Below are 15578 nucleotides of genomic sequence, written 5' to 3' on the forward strand. Positions count from 1 at the left end.
TTTGAAAAAATATATGATAATAAACGACAAACTCACGACACCTATTTTCTTAGATGGAGTAATACATGAACATTTTGATGAAACAATGTATCACGAAGGAATGGGGTATAGTTGGAATCGTCATTTTTTTAACAAAGATGATTTTCCTAAAGAGTTGTGGTTGATTACAACAAGCAAAATTGAATTTGACTATTATGAAAGTTTTTTAGGTCATATAGTTGAAGAACAGCTATTAAATCTAATATTAGATTCAAAGTCATTAAATGAATATGTGATAGCGAAACTTAATATAGTTAATACAAAGGGCAAGTCAAAGGTAAAGAAAAATAAAAACTATTATTTTATTAAATATTTTGATGGTATTTCTTTAGTGGATTATGAAAATTCAGAATTTACGTCTAGAGAAGTACCTAAAAATAAGATTTTTAAAACCGAAGGGGCATTTGTTGAAAAATATAAAAAAATTGTTTTTAAAAATACTGATTTTGATGTATATCGGTTAAAGGATTTAAGGTTAAGTTCATTCTTATTTTGTTCAGATAAATTTATGCAAAGATGTATACAACTAAAATTAATAGGTTTAAAATTTGTAGAATTAAATGAAGTAGTAGCACATATTAACTCTCGCTAGATAAAATTTGGAGGGTTAATTACTAGAATTAAAAGCTATATAAGGTTTGGACTAGAAATCAATAATTGATAAATAATTTGTCGGTCCCTATTTACAATAATTACTTAAAAATAGCGTATAAATCCATTAAATGTGGATTTATATGCTTATTCTTTTTAATTTACTTATATCAAATGCTCAAAAACAAAAAGGCGAACTAGATGCAACTGTTGATGTATTGAAAAATACATACGGTGAAATAAAAGAATTAGTGACCAACCCAGTAGGTGTTTTCAATAATCTAGTGGCCGCAGTTTCACATCCAATTGAAACGACAAAGTCTCTAGCAAATTCGGTAAAAAACTCCTACGAAAAAGATGTGCTCAATGGAAATGCGTATTCAAAATCTAAGTGGATGACGAATGCAAAGCTAACCACTGCCACAGCTATTGTTGGAACAAAAGGTGCTGGCTCCGTAACGAAAATCGGGAAACTGCCTGATGATTTACCTCCTCCAAAGCCTACTAAAAATCCTAGTAAGCCTGAAGGGACTAAGGGTACGGGTAAAGTTCAAACTGGTGGTAGAGAACTTTCAGTAGATGAATATTTAAAACGACTTGATGAAGCGGATGATATGTACGAATCCTTTAGAAAATCCAAAACGGATGTAAATTCTATTGCTAAAAATACAGGAATGACTGAACAAAGGGTACAAAGAATCAAAGATCATTTATTGTTCAAAGAGCACATTAAAGAACATGGAGTTGGACGTTTTGATTCAGATTATGAAATTGCACAAGCATGGGATAGGCTCCAAAAAGGGACCCACAAAAAGAATGATATTGATTTATTAAATCATGAACTTTTTGAGTCGAGATTTGAAGGAATATTTAAAACGGACTATAGGACGTCCCATGATAAAACAGTAGAGTCTGGGCGTCCATAGCATCCACCAGAGGAGGAATAAAGTTGGCTTCATACGTTTTATTACTAAAAGAATATGAAGATAATGAAACTGTAGTTTACAGATTCGGACCTAATGAAAATATTATGGGAAAAATTGAGTTAAATAAATTTACTAGAAAATTTTCAGAGTTAGAAGTTATCCCAGATAACAATTTTCCAACTAAGTTTTATTATGATAGAGCTGCTCAAAGATTGGCAGTTTGCCTAGTAAAAGAAGGTGGTGTATTTCCTGATAGAACAGCTTTCGAATCATAGTAACTTAAAATTACCTTGATTGGCTAAAAGCCTTTCAAGGTTTTTTACTTTAATTATATTAAATCAGCTGATATTTGAGTGAGACAACAAGAAAAAATGATTTGTTTGAGAATCGCGAGCTCATGAAGGAAGTACCATTATGGAGTTCGATTTTACAAGTAGGATAGAGTGACAAGTACGATAATTAAGCGAGATGACATTGTACAGGAACTACATTGAATGGCTAACAAACTAACGAGAATGACAAAGCTCGTGGCGATAAATAAGGATATAAATAGTTTTTTAATTGTGTACAGTTAAAGATATCTTTGAATTTGAATTAATAACTCATGAAGGCTAGACCATCAAGGAGTACTATTTTAACAATTAAGCAATAAGAGCGAGAATAGGCGAGATGACAATTTATTTACAAGGACCACTTATGGGTGGCAAAAGCAACAAACTCCCGAGATTAAACAAGCTAAAGGGTTTAAACGTTACACTTGCCATGTGGTAAAAAAGATGTCATACTGTCAATACTAAACTAACTTATAAAACTTGCAAATATTAATAAACTTAAAGCACTTGATTGTCTATAACAGGCGAAAAGTGCTTTTTTTGCATGTTTAAATACGGATTACGATTATTTAATTAGTGTACTAAGTATTAAATTTTATACAAGGGGAAGAAAATGCGATGGAAATAGAGGTTTCAATAGATAAATTTGTTATAGATAATAAGGATGTTCCACATTCAGCATTTTTACGTGTTTACATGTTGAGGGTGAAGAAATATAAAGTGAAAATGAATATTTATAGTGGATAACTTTAATGTGGCGAATATGGTTTAATTCCTTTCTATATAACACATCACTACGCTGCACTGCTTATTATAGTGCTAAACTATTTACAAAAATTGTACCGAGGATTGTAGTAATTTTAATTTGTGTATCATACTTAAAAAGAGTAGCATCAAACTTTCATAATCAAAATCAAAGGAGGAACCATTGTGAAAAAACTTGATTCTGAATTCAAATATTTATCGGACATGTACGAAGATTCTTATTATCCATCGTTTTTAGTGGATAAAATTAAATCAAACATTATTAAAGTAGTTCATTTTATGGAAGAAGGCAATCATTCAGTTGAGGAGGTTCAGGAAAAGTTAGATGAAATGACTGTAGCAATCAATGAACTACAGGATGAGTTTTATCAAAATGATAGTGAAATTGAAACTGTTGCACGAGATTCTATCGCAATAACCGTAGAAGAAATTTTACAATATTTTGAGGTTGATATAGATATTGAAGAAGCTTTAAGAGAAAGAGATTGGTGAAATATAAAAAATGTGAAATCACTCTTTTTCTTTTTTTATGTTTTTGACCTTTTCAAAAGGCGAGTGATATACCACTCGGACGATTAAACCAATTTCACTTATAAAAAAATCCAAATAATGCACTTGATTGCCTAATACGCAACAAGTGCTTTTTTATGTTTGCACGACTATACTCATATTTTTAAATTACATAATACTCTTCAATTATAGAGGTATTTAGAAATAGTTGAACTATTGAACTTTACATAAAATCAAAAAAATACTATTTTATAGAAAAAACCAATATTGTATAATGAACGTAAATTTTAATATATTCATTGGGAGGTCAATATGTCAATTAATACTAACTTTAATCAGCAACATTCTACTTATGTATCTGTGAAAAGATTTAGTAGCGCTAATCCATTACTTGCTACATCAAACCAAAACAATGACAAAAGCATTAAAAAATTTGCACTTCAACAGCATGACACCTTTTCTATTTCCAGTGAAGCAAGAAATATGCTACTGGCAGCAAGTGGAGCCTAAAAATGAAAATTAGATTTGATCTTGAAGATAATGATGTAGAGGTTCTTCCAAATAAAAACGTGCATGCAGATTTTTATCTCGACAGCTATTTAGAAGTAATTGTACTTGAAAATAATAAAGAAACTTTACTCTTCTCCACAACGATACACAGTACAATTATTATTACATTCAGTCGACAATTATTAGAGTTATATCAAACAGGTAAGAAACTCATTCTTGATACTTTTGGTAATGCGAACGTCTATACCTTTAAAAAAGCTGGAAATAATGTAATTATTACAAATTTTAGTGTGTTTTCTAATTCAGAAGAATGGCAATATACATTTGAGTTTAATGCATTTATGAAGGCTTATACGAAAGGGTTACGACAACATTTACAAAATTTAATAGGAAAAGATGCGAATATTGTAAAACGTCCAGACTTTATCCTATTGAAGGAAAGATTAAAGGGTTTAGAAGAGGTTCTCTACCGGAAATAATTCTAGAAAAAAGAAAAAATGAAAATTAGATTTGTTCTTGAAGTTCTTGAAGATGGTATTTTGTGTCTTGAAAATAAACATGTGCATTCGGACTTTTATCTTATTAGTGGCTACACTTAAAAAATTATGCCAGTTCAAAATTAGTGTGGCAATTTAAAAGAAGACGTGAACAAATTATTGTATATAGGTATTAAGAAAACAAGCAAGAGGAAATAAATCTTTTGCTTGTTTTTAATGTTTATTTCTAGCAGTGAAAAAGTAAAGCAAAAGATAGCGTCACTGAAATTAATTTAATGTGTCACTTGATAAATAATCGTATTAGCATGAATCTAGTTTATCTCTGTTTCTCTTCAAAAGTAAAATCTTTTCTTATTCATCGGAAACACAAAGGAATACCTTCTATAAAAATAATAAAAAAGTGATTGACAAAACCTCGTAGGATAACTAGACTAACTTTAGTGATAATGATTATCATTATCGTGTAGTTGTTATTTTAGATGATGCTTAGAAAGTGAGGTTGCATTTTATATACAACTGAATCGATTGGTAGTGGCTGATAGAAAGATCCCCACAATCGTTTTCATATTGAACAAGCTATTGGTAATATTTCGCGTACAAATAAGCCAATATGCTAGAAATTATATTTATATTACAAAATGTTTAAAAGTTTAAAAGGGGATTAAGTAATGAAAAAATTGTTATTACCAATGTTTATGATGGTTGTATTAGTACTTGCGGCGTGCGGCAATAAGGAAGAACATTCGAAGAAAGATGAGGAAGCAGTTAAAGAGGCATCTTCGTCGGAAACAATTACCTATCAATCTGAAACAGGTCCAATTGAAGTACCAGCTAATCCAAAGCGTGTGGTAGTGTTATCATCATATACTGGGGATTTACTACAACTTGGTGTGAATATTGTAGGTGTGGATGCTTGGGAAGCGAATAATCCAAACTTCCAAGATGACATTAAAAATGCAGTGGTAGTTGAAAATACGGATATTGAAAAAATTATTGAGCTGGAACCGGATTTAATTATTGGGTTAAATAATATTGAAAATGCTGAGAAGATATCAGAAATCGCTCCAACCGTATTATTTACTTATGGCAAAGCAGATTATTTACAACAATTTATCGAAATCGGTAAAGTGGTTAATAAAGAAAAAGAAGCAGAAAAATGGGTAGAAGATTTTAAAGCACGTGCTGCAGAAGTAGGTAAGAAAATTAAAGAAAAAATCGGTGAAGATGCCACAGTTACGGTTGCAGAAAGCTTTGATAAACAGTTGTATTTGTTTGGTGATAACTGGGCTCGTGGAACTGAAATTTTGTATCAAGAAATGGGCTTAAAAATGCCTGTAAAAGTGAAAGAGGTTGCCTTAGAGCCAGGATATTTCGCAATTTCACAAGAAGTATTAGGAGAATACGCTGGTGACTATATTATTTTAAGTGTACCAGATGACCAAGATTCTTCATTTATGAATACTTCATGGTTTAAAGATATAGATGCTGTGAAAAATGGACATTTATATAAAGCGAATGCAAGCGCATTTTACTTTAATGATGCAAAAACATTAGATTATCAATTAAATTTCTTTGAAGAGAAATTTTTACAATGACCAATAGGAAAAGAGCAAGCACACTTACTTGCTCTTTTTCATATGTAATGAACCGACTATTATGCAAAGCTCTACTTTTAATGATAATGATGGCTCCTACTGTACGAAATGAAGGTTCGTATAGTAGGAGCTTTTGTAATATTATTTACATTCTTCTTTTCAAATCAATGATTTTTAGATAACGCAACAATTGAAAGAGAAAAGCGAGCACATTTTTAAACTACTGAATAGGTGAGAAATTTGCATCATGCCAATCTTATATACTTAAGTATTATTGCAAAAAGTAATGTAATATCAATATATTACTATTTTGTATTTTACAATAAGGAGGATTTACACCTTTTTGAAATATTCTATAAAACGAAAGAAATTATAGAAATATGACCGATATAAACAATAGATGTATGAAGGAGGTATAAAATTGAATAAAAAATTATTTATCACAGTAGCAGCTATTCCTGCGGTTCTTATTGTCCCAACAGTTGCGGGAGCGGCGGAGTCAGAAGTGACAGTGACAGGTGAAAATATGGTGAATGGAGTTTTAAAAGCTTCTATAGAAAATTTACCAGCCAATACAATTGTTAAAGGTTATCAATGGTATTATGTTGAAAATGCTACGGGCGAAAATGGAACGAATAACGTTACGAATAAACCGATTTCTGGTGCAACTACTTCATCCTTTACCGTTCCAGTAGATGCTGCGGGGAAAACAATTTTTGTAGAAGCTATTACAACGACAGATAATCGATATAAGAGTGCAACACGAACAATTAATACATTACAACTTGCGATTACAAAACCAGAATTTTTAATTGCTTCAAAGTATATTGTTCCTGGGGAAGAAGTAAAAGTTACAGTCGATGTTACTGATAGTGCAGGAGCAAAATTACAAAGTAGTCAAATTACATATAGCTACCAATGGTTTTATAAAGTTGGTGATTCTTTCACAATTATTGATGGAGCAACTAGTGGTACATATACAGTCCCAAAAAATGCTTTAGAAGAAAATATAAAAGATATTATGGTTAGGGTCAAAGCAAAAGTTGGTACAGCTATTGTAGAATCAGATTTTTCTGATGAAATTACAGTATCAAATGAACCAACAAACACAATGATTAATGAAATTAAAACAGTGCTTAAAAATGACCATCAATATAATATCTCAAGTCTAGCTTCATTTAAAGCTGATGTTACAGCGTTAGAGGCTAAGTATCAGGCATTAACAGCACCTGCAAAGGCTAATGTGACAAATTATGATGTTTTGAAGCGAGCACTTGCTGATATAGATCTATTGAGCAAGTTAAATGAGAAAGTAGATAAGGTGAATGAGGTTGATGAAAAGAACCTAACACAATATTTAAAAGAAATTGAAGAGACTTATGATAAGTTGGACTTATTACAACGCAGTTTAGATATCAATGATGCTTTATATAATAGTATTAAAAACATATTGAAAAATCCAACTGATATCGATGAATTTAAGGAAGTTAGAAGATTAAATCAAGAAATCGTAGCGTTATTAGCATATGAAAATTCTCTTGTTAAGTATGTACCAACGAACATAAAATCGTTACAAACGGCAGTTGAAACAATAGAAAAGGATATAGCAAAATTATCTCAAAATTATCGTTCAGCTGTTCAAAATCAAACAATATTAAGTGATGCAAAGCAGGATATAAAAAAGGTTGAGCAATTTATTAAACTTTTCGATAAGTTGTCACCAAATAATACACCTAGCAAGCAAGTGACGACAGCGAAGTCGATACGTACGGCTTATGAAAAGCTAACATATAAACAATTACAATTAGTACCAGCCAATTATGTCACTACATTACTTGAAGCAGAAAACGCAGAAGACAGTCAAATTGATAGATTAAATGCAGAAATCGACAGCTACGTTGGTGATGCAGAAGACATGTACCCAATAGATCCGTCCGTACATTCTTGGCAAAGTCATGTTACGAATGTAAACCGAATCATTAATGAATATAAAGGGCTAACGAAAACTTCGGCTGCTAAAATTATCGGATATGATCGCATTGTAACGTTGCAAAAGGATTTAAAAACAGCAGAAAAAGTAATAAAAGAAATGGACGCATATAAAAAGCTATCCGAGGTTTCTGGTGTGGCTGAAAACAAGCTTAATTCAAGCTATACTAGTACGTTAAAAGCTTATAATAAGTTAACTAGCTTGCAACAATCACTCGTTTATAGTGCAGATGATTTTTTATTAAATCCACCAAATGTTACGGTTGATGGAAACGGTAAGGTACCTGCTGATAAGGGTGCCGCAGAAGCTTTGAAAGCAAACGTTGCAAAGCTTGCTGACGTTACAAACTTTACATTTGCCCAATATGAATCGGCTGTTAATGCAGCGACCGTGACATATAAAAGCCTATCTTCTCCAGCACGAAAGTATGTAACAAACTATTATTTATTAACAGCTGCTAGCAAAGATCTTTCTGGAGTAAAGTCATTCCATAAAAAAGTTCAAACTGCACGAGAAGAAACAGATGTTACAAAACAAGCTAAAAAAATTCAAACCGTACAAACTGCTTATGCTAAACTACCTGCCAATCAGCAGCATTTAGCGAAACAGCAATACGAAGATTTACTCAACAATCGTTTAGTGGATGGCAATGCACCAGACATAGTGGATTTGAATAAGGCAATTGCTAATATCATCTCTAACGATATATATACAGTTTCAAAAGAAAAAATAATGGAGCTTTCCTCACAATATAATAAGTTAAGCGCTAATGATAAAAAACGTATTACGAATGCTTCGATTTTAACTGCGGCAGTTTCAGATGTAAAAAAAGTAGAGACATTCATAAAGCAGTATGAAAAATCATTTATTAGTAATCCAACAACAGTGATTAAGGCTTTTGCCAAGCTATCTTCAAAACAAATGAGTTTAGTTAGTTCAGAAATCCGACAAGCTATTATTGATAAAGAACAAGGACAACAACAATCGAATGAAATTGCTTTGAAATTAATTGAATCCATTAATTCACTGCTTATTAATGGCGAATATATTGATGATTTAGAAACGAATGTAAAAGAAATTCGTACAACATATGATGCCCTTGGTACTTCTGAAAAAAATATTGTAAAAAATTATTCGAAGTTAACACAGGCAGAGAGTGACTTGAAAAAAGTTGCAGATGTTCATGCGCTCTATGTACCTGCTACTGAAGGCAATGAAGCGGCTCGTAAAGCATGGCAAAATGCATATGCTAAGCTTTCCAAGAAATTAGAAATCCTTTATAATAAAATGTATACAACTGATAAATAATAAACAATGCCCCGGATAATTTTCTATTATTCGGGGTTTTCGTATAGTAGAAAATCTGCGTTTTACAATGAAAATATTGCTATCATTTGTCCAAACAATCTAATTTTCGCTATACTATTTACAGTTAAATGGTTTAAGCAGCGAGAATTCCTTAAGAAAAAGTGCAGTTTGTTAATAGAAAGTAGGAAGTTATGATGTATAAAATAGGTGTTGTTGGACCAATTAAATCTGTTGAAAAAATCATCGAAATGGCACAAGAAATAGAACAGGATATGGAGTTTATTCCATATATTTATGGCGTTGCTACTGAAACAAAACACATTGTAGAGACTCATAATCAAGATGTTGATTTTTGGCTATTTTCAGGATACATACCTTATACAATTGCGAATCAGACAAGCATTTCAAAGGATAAGCTTGCGCATATTATCTTTTCTGAGGCGGCCATCTATAAAGGCTTTTTAGAGCAAACTTATAAAATGAAGAAATTTATTGAGCATGTAAGTGTTGATATTATCCCTTCGCCTGCACAAATGGCATCAGAAGGATTAGCTGAAATTGAAAAAAGCGTGAAAAAAATGTATTTAAAAGAATTTGATGTCGCTATTGATCCAAAGGAATTATTTAATTTCCATTATGAGCTATGGCAAGATGGAAAAATTGATTTTGCGATTACATGTTATCCATCGGTGGATGAACAATTGCAAAAAATGGGCGTTCCTTCACATTGGGTTTCACCAACAAAGACTGAAATTTATCATACAGTACAGTTGTTTACTGAAAAAATCAAAACGTCCTATTATAAAGAAACACAAATTGGTGCTGTGATGCTCGAAATAAAAGATTTCGATTCATTGAAGGAACGAATGAAGCAAGGCTATCGTATACAGTATCTAGAATTACGCATGAAGGAAAACTTTCTGCAATTATGTGAACAGATTGACGGCTCTCTAATTGAGGAAGGGAATGGAAGGTATACAATCTTTAGTACAAGGGGAGCAATTGAAGGGCACATACAATTTATTACAGAAAAAATGTATCAATTGTCTATTGAATTGGATGCCAAGGTTACAGCGGGGATTGGTTTTGCACAGACTGTCTTTAATGCGGAATTAAATGCGCATCGAGCTGTACGACAAACGAAAGAAAATGATTCCATCGATATTGTGATGATTCAAGAAGATGGAACTATTATTGAATCCGTTGGGAATACCGAAGAGCTCTCCTATTCCTATCGAGCAGATGATCCTGAAATACTTGAAAAATTAAAAAGGGGTGGTGTCGGCATTAAAACCTATACAAAAATACTGGCACTCGTCCAAAAAATGCGATGGAAGCATTTTACGACAAAGGATTTAGCTACACAGCTTCAAATGAGTGAGCGAAATGCGCAGCGTATCGTTGCTGATTTGTGTAATGTCGGTTTAGCAAAAATGTGCGGTGAGGAATTACAGCATACACGTGGCCGACCAATTAAAATCTATCAGCTTGTCATGCAACAGTCTGCTTATTAAATTTATATTTATTAATGTCCCAAACCAATTAATGGTTTTTGGGACATTTTTTGTTTTATAGATAGATACTACAAGTAAATCACAATAAAAAATTTTTTGTGATTTTTATTTACTATGAGCATGCTAGAAATGTAGATAAAACAACGGTTTTTTTGTTACGACTATTGCATCTTGTACCCATTTATCCCTCGACTATCTATTAAAAATTTTCAAAAAAATATTGTCAGATCTTAATAATTTGATTATTATACGAATATATAACGAAAATGTCGCTATATAAAGGGGATATATATTTTAATAGATAGGGAGAGGTGGAAAAGTAGTAATGGTTTGCAAAAAAATCGTGGTATGGGAAATATAAAAAATTACACACCTTTTGCCTATACTATCGATTACAGCATAACTGGTATTTGTTTCGTGAAACATGGGAGGGATATGGATGACAACAAATGAAATGACAAAAAAATCTAGAAATATTATACTGGCGCTATTATTTTTAGGATGGTCGTTGGGGAATTTAGATCGTTACATTATGAACTACGCAGTTGTAGCAATTACAGGGGATTTAAGCTTAGATGCGTCTTCTACAGGAATTATTTTAAGCGCTTTCTTTTTAGGCTATGCGATTATGCAAATTCCTGGTGGTTGGTTAGCAGATAAATTTGGTGCGAAACGAATTTTATTAATAGCTGTCATTATGTGGTCCATCTTTACGGGCTTAACTGCTATAGCATGGTCTTTAGCAGCAATGATTGTTATTCGATTTTTATTCGGAATTGGTGAAGGTGGATTCCAGCCAGCTAGCTCTAAAATCATTGCAACTGTTTTCCCTAAAGAAGAAAGAGGGAGAGCAATGTCGATTATGCTTACCTCTGGAGGCATTGTATCGTTAATCGTTCCACTTCTTTCTGCTTATTTATTAGGAACAATTGGCTGGCGTATGATGTTCATTATTATCGGCTTAATAGGGGCATTTATCGCCTTTCTGTACTGGAAATACATTAAACTTCCACAAGAGCAAACTGTATCAACAGGTAGTGTTGAAGATGGGAAAGTTACTACTAAAGTTAGCTTTAAGGAGCTATTTAAAACGCCACTTATGTGGAATTTAATTATTGCTTATTTTTGTATTTACGCAGTGAACTGGGGATTAGTATCATGGATTCCAACTTATCTTCAAAAAAATCGTGGACTTGATTTGATGTCGATTGGTTGGGCACAAACAATTCCAGCGATTACAACAATTATTGGTGTTTATGGTAGTGGTTTTATTATTGATAAGCTACCACGTGGAATGGACAAAATTTTAGGTTCCATTTCTTGTGCAGTTATTGGAATTTTATTGTATTTAATGTTTACAGCAGAATCTGTGACATTATTTATTGGCTATCAAACTGTTGTGTCGATATTTATTGCATTTGTTATTACATTACTACCTGCCATTGTCTTAAAAAAATTACCATCATCTATTACAGGTTCGGCAATGGGGGTTGCCAATACTGGCGGTCAATTAGCCGGATTTGTAACACCAATGGCTATCGGCTTTATGGTTGATGCGTTTGACGGTTCTTTTGACGCAGCCTTTTGGATGCTAATAGGATTTGCAGGCATTTGTATTATTTCACTACTAACGTTAAATGATCAAAAAGGAAAACTATTGAATTTATAAACGTCATTGGAGGAGAAAATATGAGTATTCATGAAAAAATATCTTCGTTAATTGAAGCAAAAAGTGAAGCTAGTGTAGCATTGAGCAATGCGATTTGGGCGGTGCCTGAACTGCATTTTCAAGAGAAAAAATCTGTTCAGTATATGAAAGCGGCATTAGAAAAAGAGGGCTTTGCGACAGAAGTTGGCGTTGCTGGGCTTGAAACGGCACTCGTAGCAACATTCGGTTCTGGAAAGCCTGTTATTGCATTTCTAGGTGAATATGATGCACTCCCAGGCTTGAGTCAAAAGGGTGGGGCTACACATTATGAGCCACTAGAAAATGGTGGAAGTGGTCATGGTTGTGGACATAACTTATTAGGAACAGGTGCATTTGCTGCTGCTGTTGCGGTGAAGGATTACTTAGAGCAAAATAATCAATCAGCGACGATTCGATTTTATGGTTGTCCAGCAGAGGAAAATGGTTCAGGTAAAGCTTATATGGCGAAGGCTGGTATTTTCGATGATGTCGATATTGCGATATCTTGGCACCCTGGTACTTTTTCATCGGTTATGACTTGTAGCTCTCTAGCAAACTATGCAGTAACTTTTAAGTTTACGGGGAAAAGTGCACATGCTGCCGCTGCACCCCATCTTGGCAGAAGTGCGTTAGACGCAGTTGAGCTAATGAATGTTGGGGTAAACTATTTACGTGAGCATATTATTCCAGAGGCGCGCTTGCACTATGCGGTTACAGATTCAGGCGGCACGTCTCCGAATGTTGTCCAACCATATGCGGAAGTAACTTATTTAGTAAGAGCACCTAAAAAACAACAAGTACAAGAGATTTATCAACGTGTTGAAAATATTGCGAAAGGCGCAACGTTGATGACAGGAACTTCGGTGGAGATTGCCTTTGAGGGAGCTGCATCCAATCTTATTTCAAACAAAACGCTGTATGACGCAATGCAAAAACAAATACTTGAAATTGGTATGCCAACTTATACAATAGAAGATGAGCAGCATGCGCAAGCTATTTTTAATACGTTTAGCCCTGAAATTCAAGCATCATCATTAGTTGGTCTAAAAAAAGAAGATGCGATGCAGTTAAAAGATAAAGTCATTGCTGATCACATCCCTAGTGTCCTACCAGAATTTATCATGGGCGGATCAACAGATGTAGGAGATGTTAGCTGGATTGTTCCTACTGTTCAATGTACAACTGTCTGTATGGCACTAGGTACACCGCTTCATACTTGGCAGGTTGTATCACAGGGCGTCATGCCGATTGCTCATAAAGGAATGCTACAGGCTGCCAACATTATGGCTTGCACAGCAGTTGAATTAATAAATAATCCTGTGCTTATTGCAGAAGCTAAAAAAGAATGGAAGGAACGCCTAGATGGGGAAATGTATGTTTCATTAATCCCAGAAGGAACAAATCCTCCAAAGCGTTAAATAGAAAATAGAGTCTTCGTAGATTTACTATGAAGGCTCTGTTTTTCCCTAGTTAGGGAAAAGATGATAGCCTTCATCTAAGAGAGGAGAATAGCAAAATGCTTACAAATCATACAAACAACAAATATGATAATCCGCATCAACTTCTTGTAGCTGAGTGGGTGAAGGAGTTTCGACCATTTGCACAAGAAGGTAAATGTGCAAGCTATATTCCAGCATTAGCTCAAAAAGATCCTCATCATTTGGCCATTTCGATTATTGGACCAAATAATGACGAAATTAATGGAGGGGATACAACTGAACTTTTTACGCTTCAAAGTGTATCGAAAGTTGTAACGTTTATTTTAGCGTGTATGGACCGAGGATTATCTTATGTTTTAGAGCGAGTAGATGTTGAGCCTACTGGTGATACCTTCAATTCAATTATTCGCCTTGAAAGTCATCAGCCTGGAAAACCGTTTAATCCGATGATTAATGCAGGAGCCATTACAGTTTCCTCGATGCTTGCTGGTAATTCCCCACAAGAGAAAGTTTCAAAAATCCTCTATTTTTTAGAGAAAATTGTTGGGAAGAAATTAAAGGTGAATGAAGAGGTTTTTCAATCTGAATGGCACACCGCCAATCGCAATCGGTCATTAGCGTATTATTTAATGGATTCAGGCTTTTTAGATTGCCCTGTAGAAGAGGCATTGGAAGTGTACTTGAAGCAATGTGCAATTGAAGTAAATGTTTCAGATTTAGCGATGATCGGTCTAGTTATCGCCAATGATGGCTATCATCCGCTATTACAAACACAGCTGTTTCCAAAGCAAGTGGCAAAACTAGCAAAGGCATTGATGGTGACGTGTGGTATGTATAATGCCTCAGGTAAATTCGCTGCATTTATTGGTTTACCCGCTAAAAGTGGTGTATCAGGCGCCATTGTTGCGGCAGTTCCAAGTCACGCAAGTTTAGGTTCACCTTTCCCTGCTGGTTGTGGTATTGGCATATATGGACCTGCTATTGACGAAATCGGAAATAGTGTCGCAGGAGTAAAATTACTAAAGCATGTTGCGACAGAGTGGAACATGAATATTTTTTAATGATAAAAGACTGTAGATTAGCATGAAGCTTTATCTACAGTCTTTTTTTATAAAATTTAAAAGTAAAGAACTACTGCCATTGATTTCCGTTTCGTGCGTGCGCTTTCTGTGGGCACACAAATATGAAACTTTATAAACACCCTTTAATATTTACTGTATTTTTTTCTTTTCAGACAATAAAGACATACATAGATTGATAATAAAACCGATGATCATTAATACTTGTAGTAATGGCCATGTAATTCTTGCTTGGACTAAGCTTATTATGAAAAATACAATGACAACACTAACTAATGTAATCAATAGATTTTTCATTTTCATTGTCTTTACCCCTTTGTATTAATAGTGGATGTTTGAATATCAAATTCGCATAATTTTGCACCACACCTACATAAATCAACTATTCAAACATGTGCTACCAATTTCTTAGTGACATTATAAAAAAATAACTAAAAATTTTCAATATAAAAATAAATGAAATTACACTGTTTTTTCTTCCTATTAATCAGTCTAAAAAGGAAGTTACTTTTTTAATTAATAATATGTTTACATTGGAAACATTAGGTATGCGAGAGGGGGGCCTGTTGTTGAAAAGATTTCGACTGTCATCTAGAACGCATAACGCTAGTTTAGCATTAAAAAGGAGATACAAAGTTAAATGTACAGTCAATAAGAGAATGGGGTACGGCTGAGATAGCAATATCAGTTGTACAGCTAAACATTGTAATGTTGGATAATTGGAGAAAGGTAGGCAGTCAGTGTAATCAACTATATAATGAAAAACAAGACGCAATGCTTAATGATTGCGTCTTTG

13 protein-coding genes are annotated in these 15578 nt (G+C 33.6%); 12 read left to right on the forward strand and 1 reads right to left on the reverse strand.

The features are described from left to right. The first annotated feature begins 1 nt into the window (after position 1). The 12 genes from NSQ74_RS12910 (at position 2) to NSQ74_RS12965 (ending at position 14764) form a co-directional block, all read left to right on the forward strand. Positions 2–631 (forward strand): Imm43 family immunity protein, encoded by a 630-nt coding sequence (locus NSQ74_RS12910; protein ID WP_340823809.1) that lies wholly within the window; start codon positions 2–4, stop codon positions 629–631. Between the two features lie 142 nt (positions 632–773). Beyond that, entirely contained in the window at positions 774–1556 is a 783-nt protein-coding gene (locus tag NSQ74_RS12915) for a hypothetical protein (RefSeq protein ID WP_340823811.1), read from the forward strand. A 23-nt stretch (positions 1557–1579) separates the two neighbouring features. After that, positions 1580–1831, forward strand: coding sequence for a hypothetical protein (locus NSQ74_RS12920; protein ID WP_340823813.1), 252 nt, complete (start codon positions 1580–1582; stop codon positions 1829–1831). A gap of 987 nt (positions 1832–2818) precedes the next feature. Beyond that, positions 2819–3145 (forward strand): DUF5713 family protein, encoded by a 327-nt coding sequence (locus tag NSQ74_RS12925; RefSeq protein ID WP_340823814.1) that lies wholly within the window; start codon positions 2819–2821, stop codon positions 3143–3145. A gap of 330 nt (positions 3146–3475) precedes the next feature. Then, positions 3476–3673 (forward strand): hypothetical protein, encoded by a 198-nt coding sequence (locus NSQ74_RS12930; RefSeq protein ID WP_340823817.1) that lies wholly within the window; start codon positions 3476–3478, stop codon positions 3671–3673. 2 nt (positions 3674–3675) lie between these two features. After that, positions 3676–4152: a hypothetical protein gene (locus tag NSQ74_RS12935; protein WP_340823818.1), complete on the forward strand. Its 477-nt coding sequence runs from the start codon at positions 3676–3678 to the stop codon at positions 4150–4152. A gap of 686 nt (positions 4153–4838) precedes the next feature. Then, the gene (locus NSQ74_RS12940; RefSeq protein WP_340823820.1) at positions 4839–5765 is read left to right on the forward strand and encodes an iron-hydroxamate ABC transporter substrate-binding protein; all 927 of its coding nucleotides are present in this window, start codon (positions 4839–4841) and stop codon (positions 5763–5765) included. A 421-nt stretch (positions 5766–6186) separates the two neighbouring features. Beyond that, positions 6187–9063 (forward strand): hypothetical protein, encoded by a 2877-nt coding sequence (locus NSQ74_RS12945; RefSeq protein ID WP_340823822.1) that lies wholly within the window; start codon positions 6187–6189, stop codon positions 9061–9063. Positions 9064–9254: 191 nt separating this feature from the next. Beyond that, the gene (locus NSQ74_RS12950; protein ID WP_340823823.1) at positions 9255–10577 is read left to right on the forward strand and encodes a hypothetical protein; all 1323 of its coding nucleotides are present in this window, start codon (positions 9255–9257) and stop codon (positions 10575–10577) included. Positions 10578–11016: 439 nt separating this feature from the next. Continuing rightward, complete coding sequence (locus NSQ74_RS12955) at positions 11017–12246, forward strand: MFS transporter (protein ID WP_340823824.1); 1230 nt, start codon at positions 11017–11019, stop codon at positions 12244–12246. A 20-nt stretch (positions 12247–12266) separates the two neighbouring features. Next, complete coding sequence (locus NSQ74_RS12960; protein ID WP_340823825.1) at positions 12267–13682, forward strand: M20 family metallopeptidase; 1416 nt, start codon at positions 12267–12269, stop codon at positions 13680–13682. A 98-nt stretch (positions 13683–13780) separates the two neighbouring features. Continuing rightward, positions 13781–14764: a glutaminase gene (locus NSQ74_RS12965; protein WP_340823826.1), complete on the forward strand. Its 984-nt coding sequence runs from the start codon at positions 13781–13783 to the stop codon at positions 14762–14764. A 150-nt stretch (positions 14765–14914) separates the two neighbouring features. Here the strand turns inward: NSQ74_RS12965 and NSQ74_RS12970 are convergent, their stop codons facing one another. Further along, positions 14915–15085, reverse strand: a complete 171-nt coding sequence (locus tag NSQ74_RS12970) for a hypothetical protein (RefSeq protein ID WP_340823828.1) — start codon at positions 15083–15085, stop codon at positions 14915–14917. Between the last annotated feature and the right edge of the window lie 493 nt (positions 15086–15578).

It is taken from the genome of Lysinibacillus sp. FSL W8-0992, assembly GCF_038008685.1.
Classification (GTDB): Bacteria; Bacillota; Bacilli; order Bacillales_A; family Planococcaceae; genus Lysinibacillus.

What these genes read in the sequence shown, in the direction of transcription:
- NSQ74_RS12960 (WP_340823825.1), top strand. Translation starts at nt 12,267, where the DNA reads ATGAGTATTCATGAAAAAATATCTTCGTTAATTGAAGCAAAAAGTGAA.
- NSQ74_RS12970 (WP_340823828.1), bottom strand. Translation starts at nt 15,085, where the DNA reads ATGAAAATGAAAAATCTATTGATTACATTAGTTAGTGTTGTCATTGTA.
- NSQ74_RS12955 (WP_340823824.1), top strand. Translation starts at nt 11,017, where the DNA reads ATGACAACAAATGAAATGACAAAAAAATCTAGAAATATTATACTGGCG.
- NSQ74_RS12915 (WP_340823811.1), top strand. Translation starts at nt 774, where the DNA reads ATGCTTATTCTTTTTAATTTACTTATATCAAATGCTCAAAAACAAAAA.
- NSQ74_RS12965 (WP_340823826.1), top strand. Translation starts at nt 13,781, where the DNA reads ATGCTTACAAATCATACAAACAACAAATATGATAATCCGCATCAACTT.
- NSQ74_RS12940 (WP_340823820.1), top strand. Translation starts at nt 4,839, where the DNA reads ATGAAAAAATTGTTATTACCAATGTTTATGATGGTTGTATTAGTACTT.
- NSQ74_RS12930 (WP_340823817.1), top strand. Translation starts at nt 3,476, where the DNA reads ATGTCAATTAATACTAACTTTAATCAGCAACATTCTACTTATGTATCT.
- NSQ74_RS12935 (WP_340823818.1), top strand. Translation starts at nt 3,676, where the DNA reads ATGAAAATTAGATTTGATCTTGAAGATAATGATGTAGAGGTTCTTCCA.
- NSQ74_RS12950 (WP_340823823.1), top strand. Translation starts at nt 9,255, where the DNA reads ATGATGTATAAAATAGGTGTTGTTGGACCAATTAAATCTGTTGAAAAA.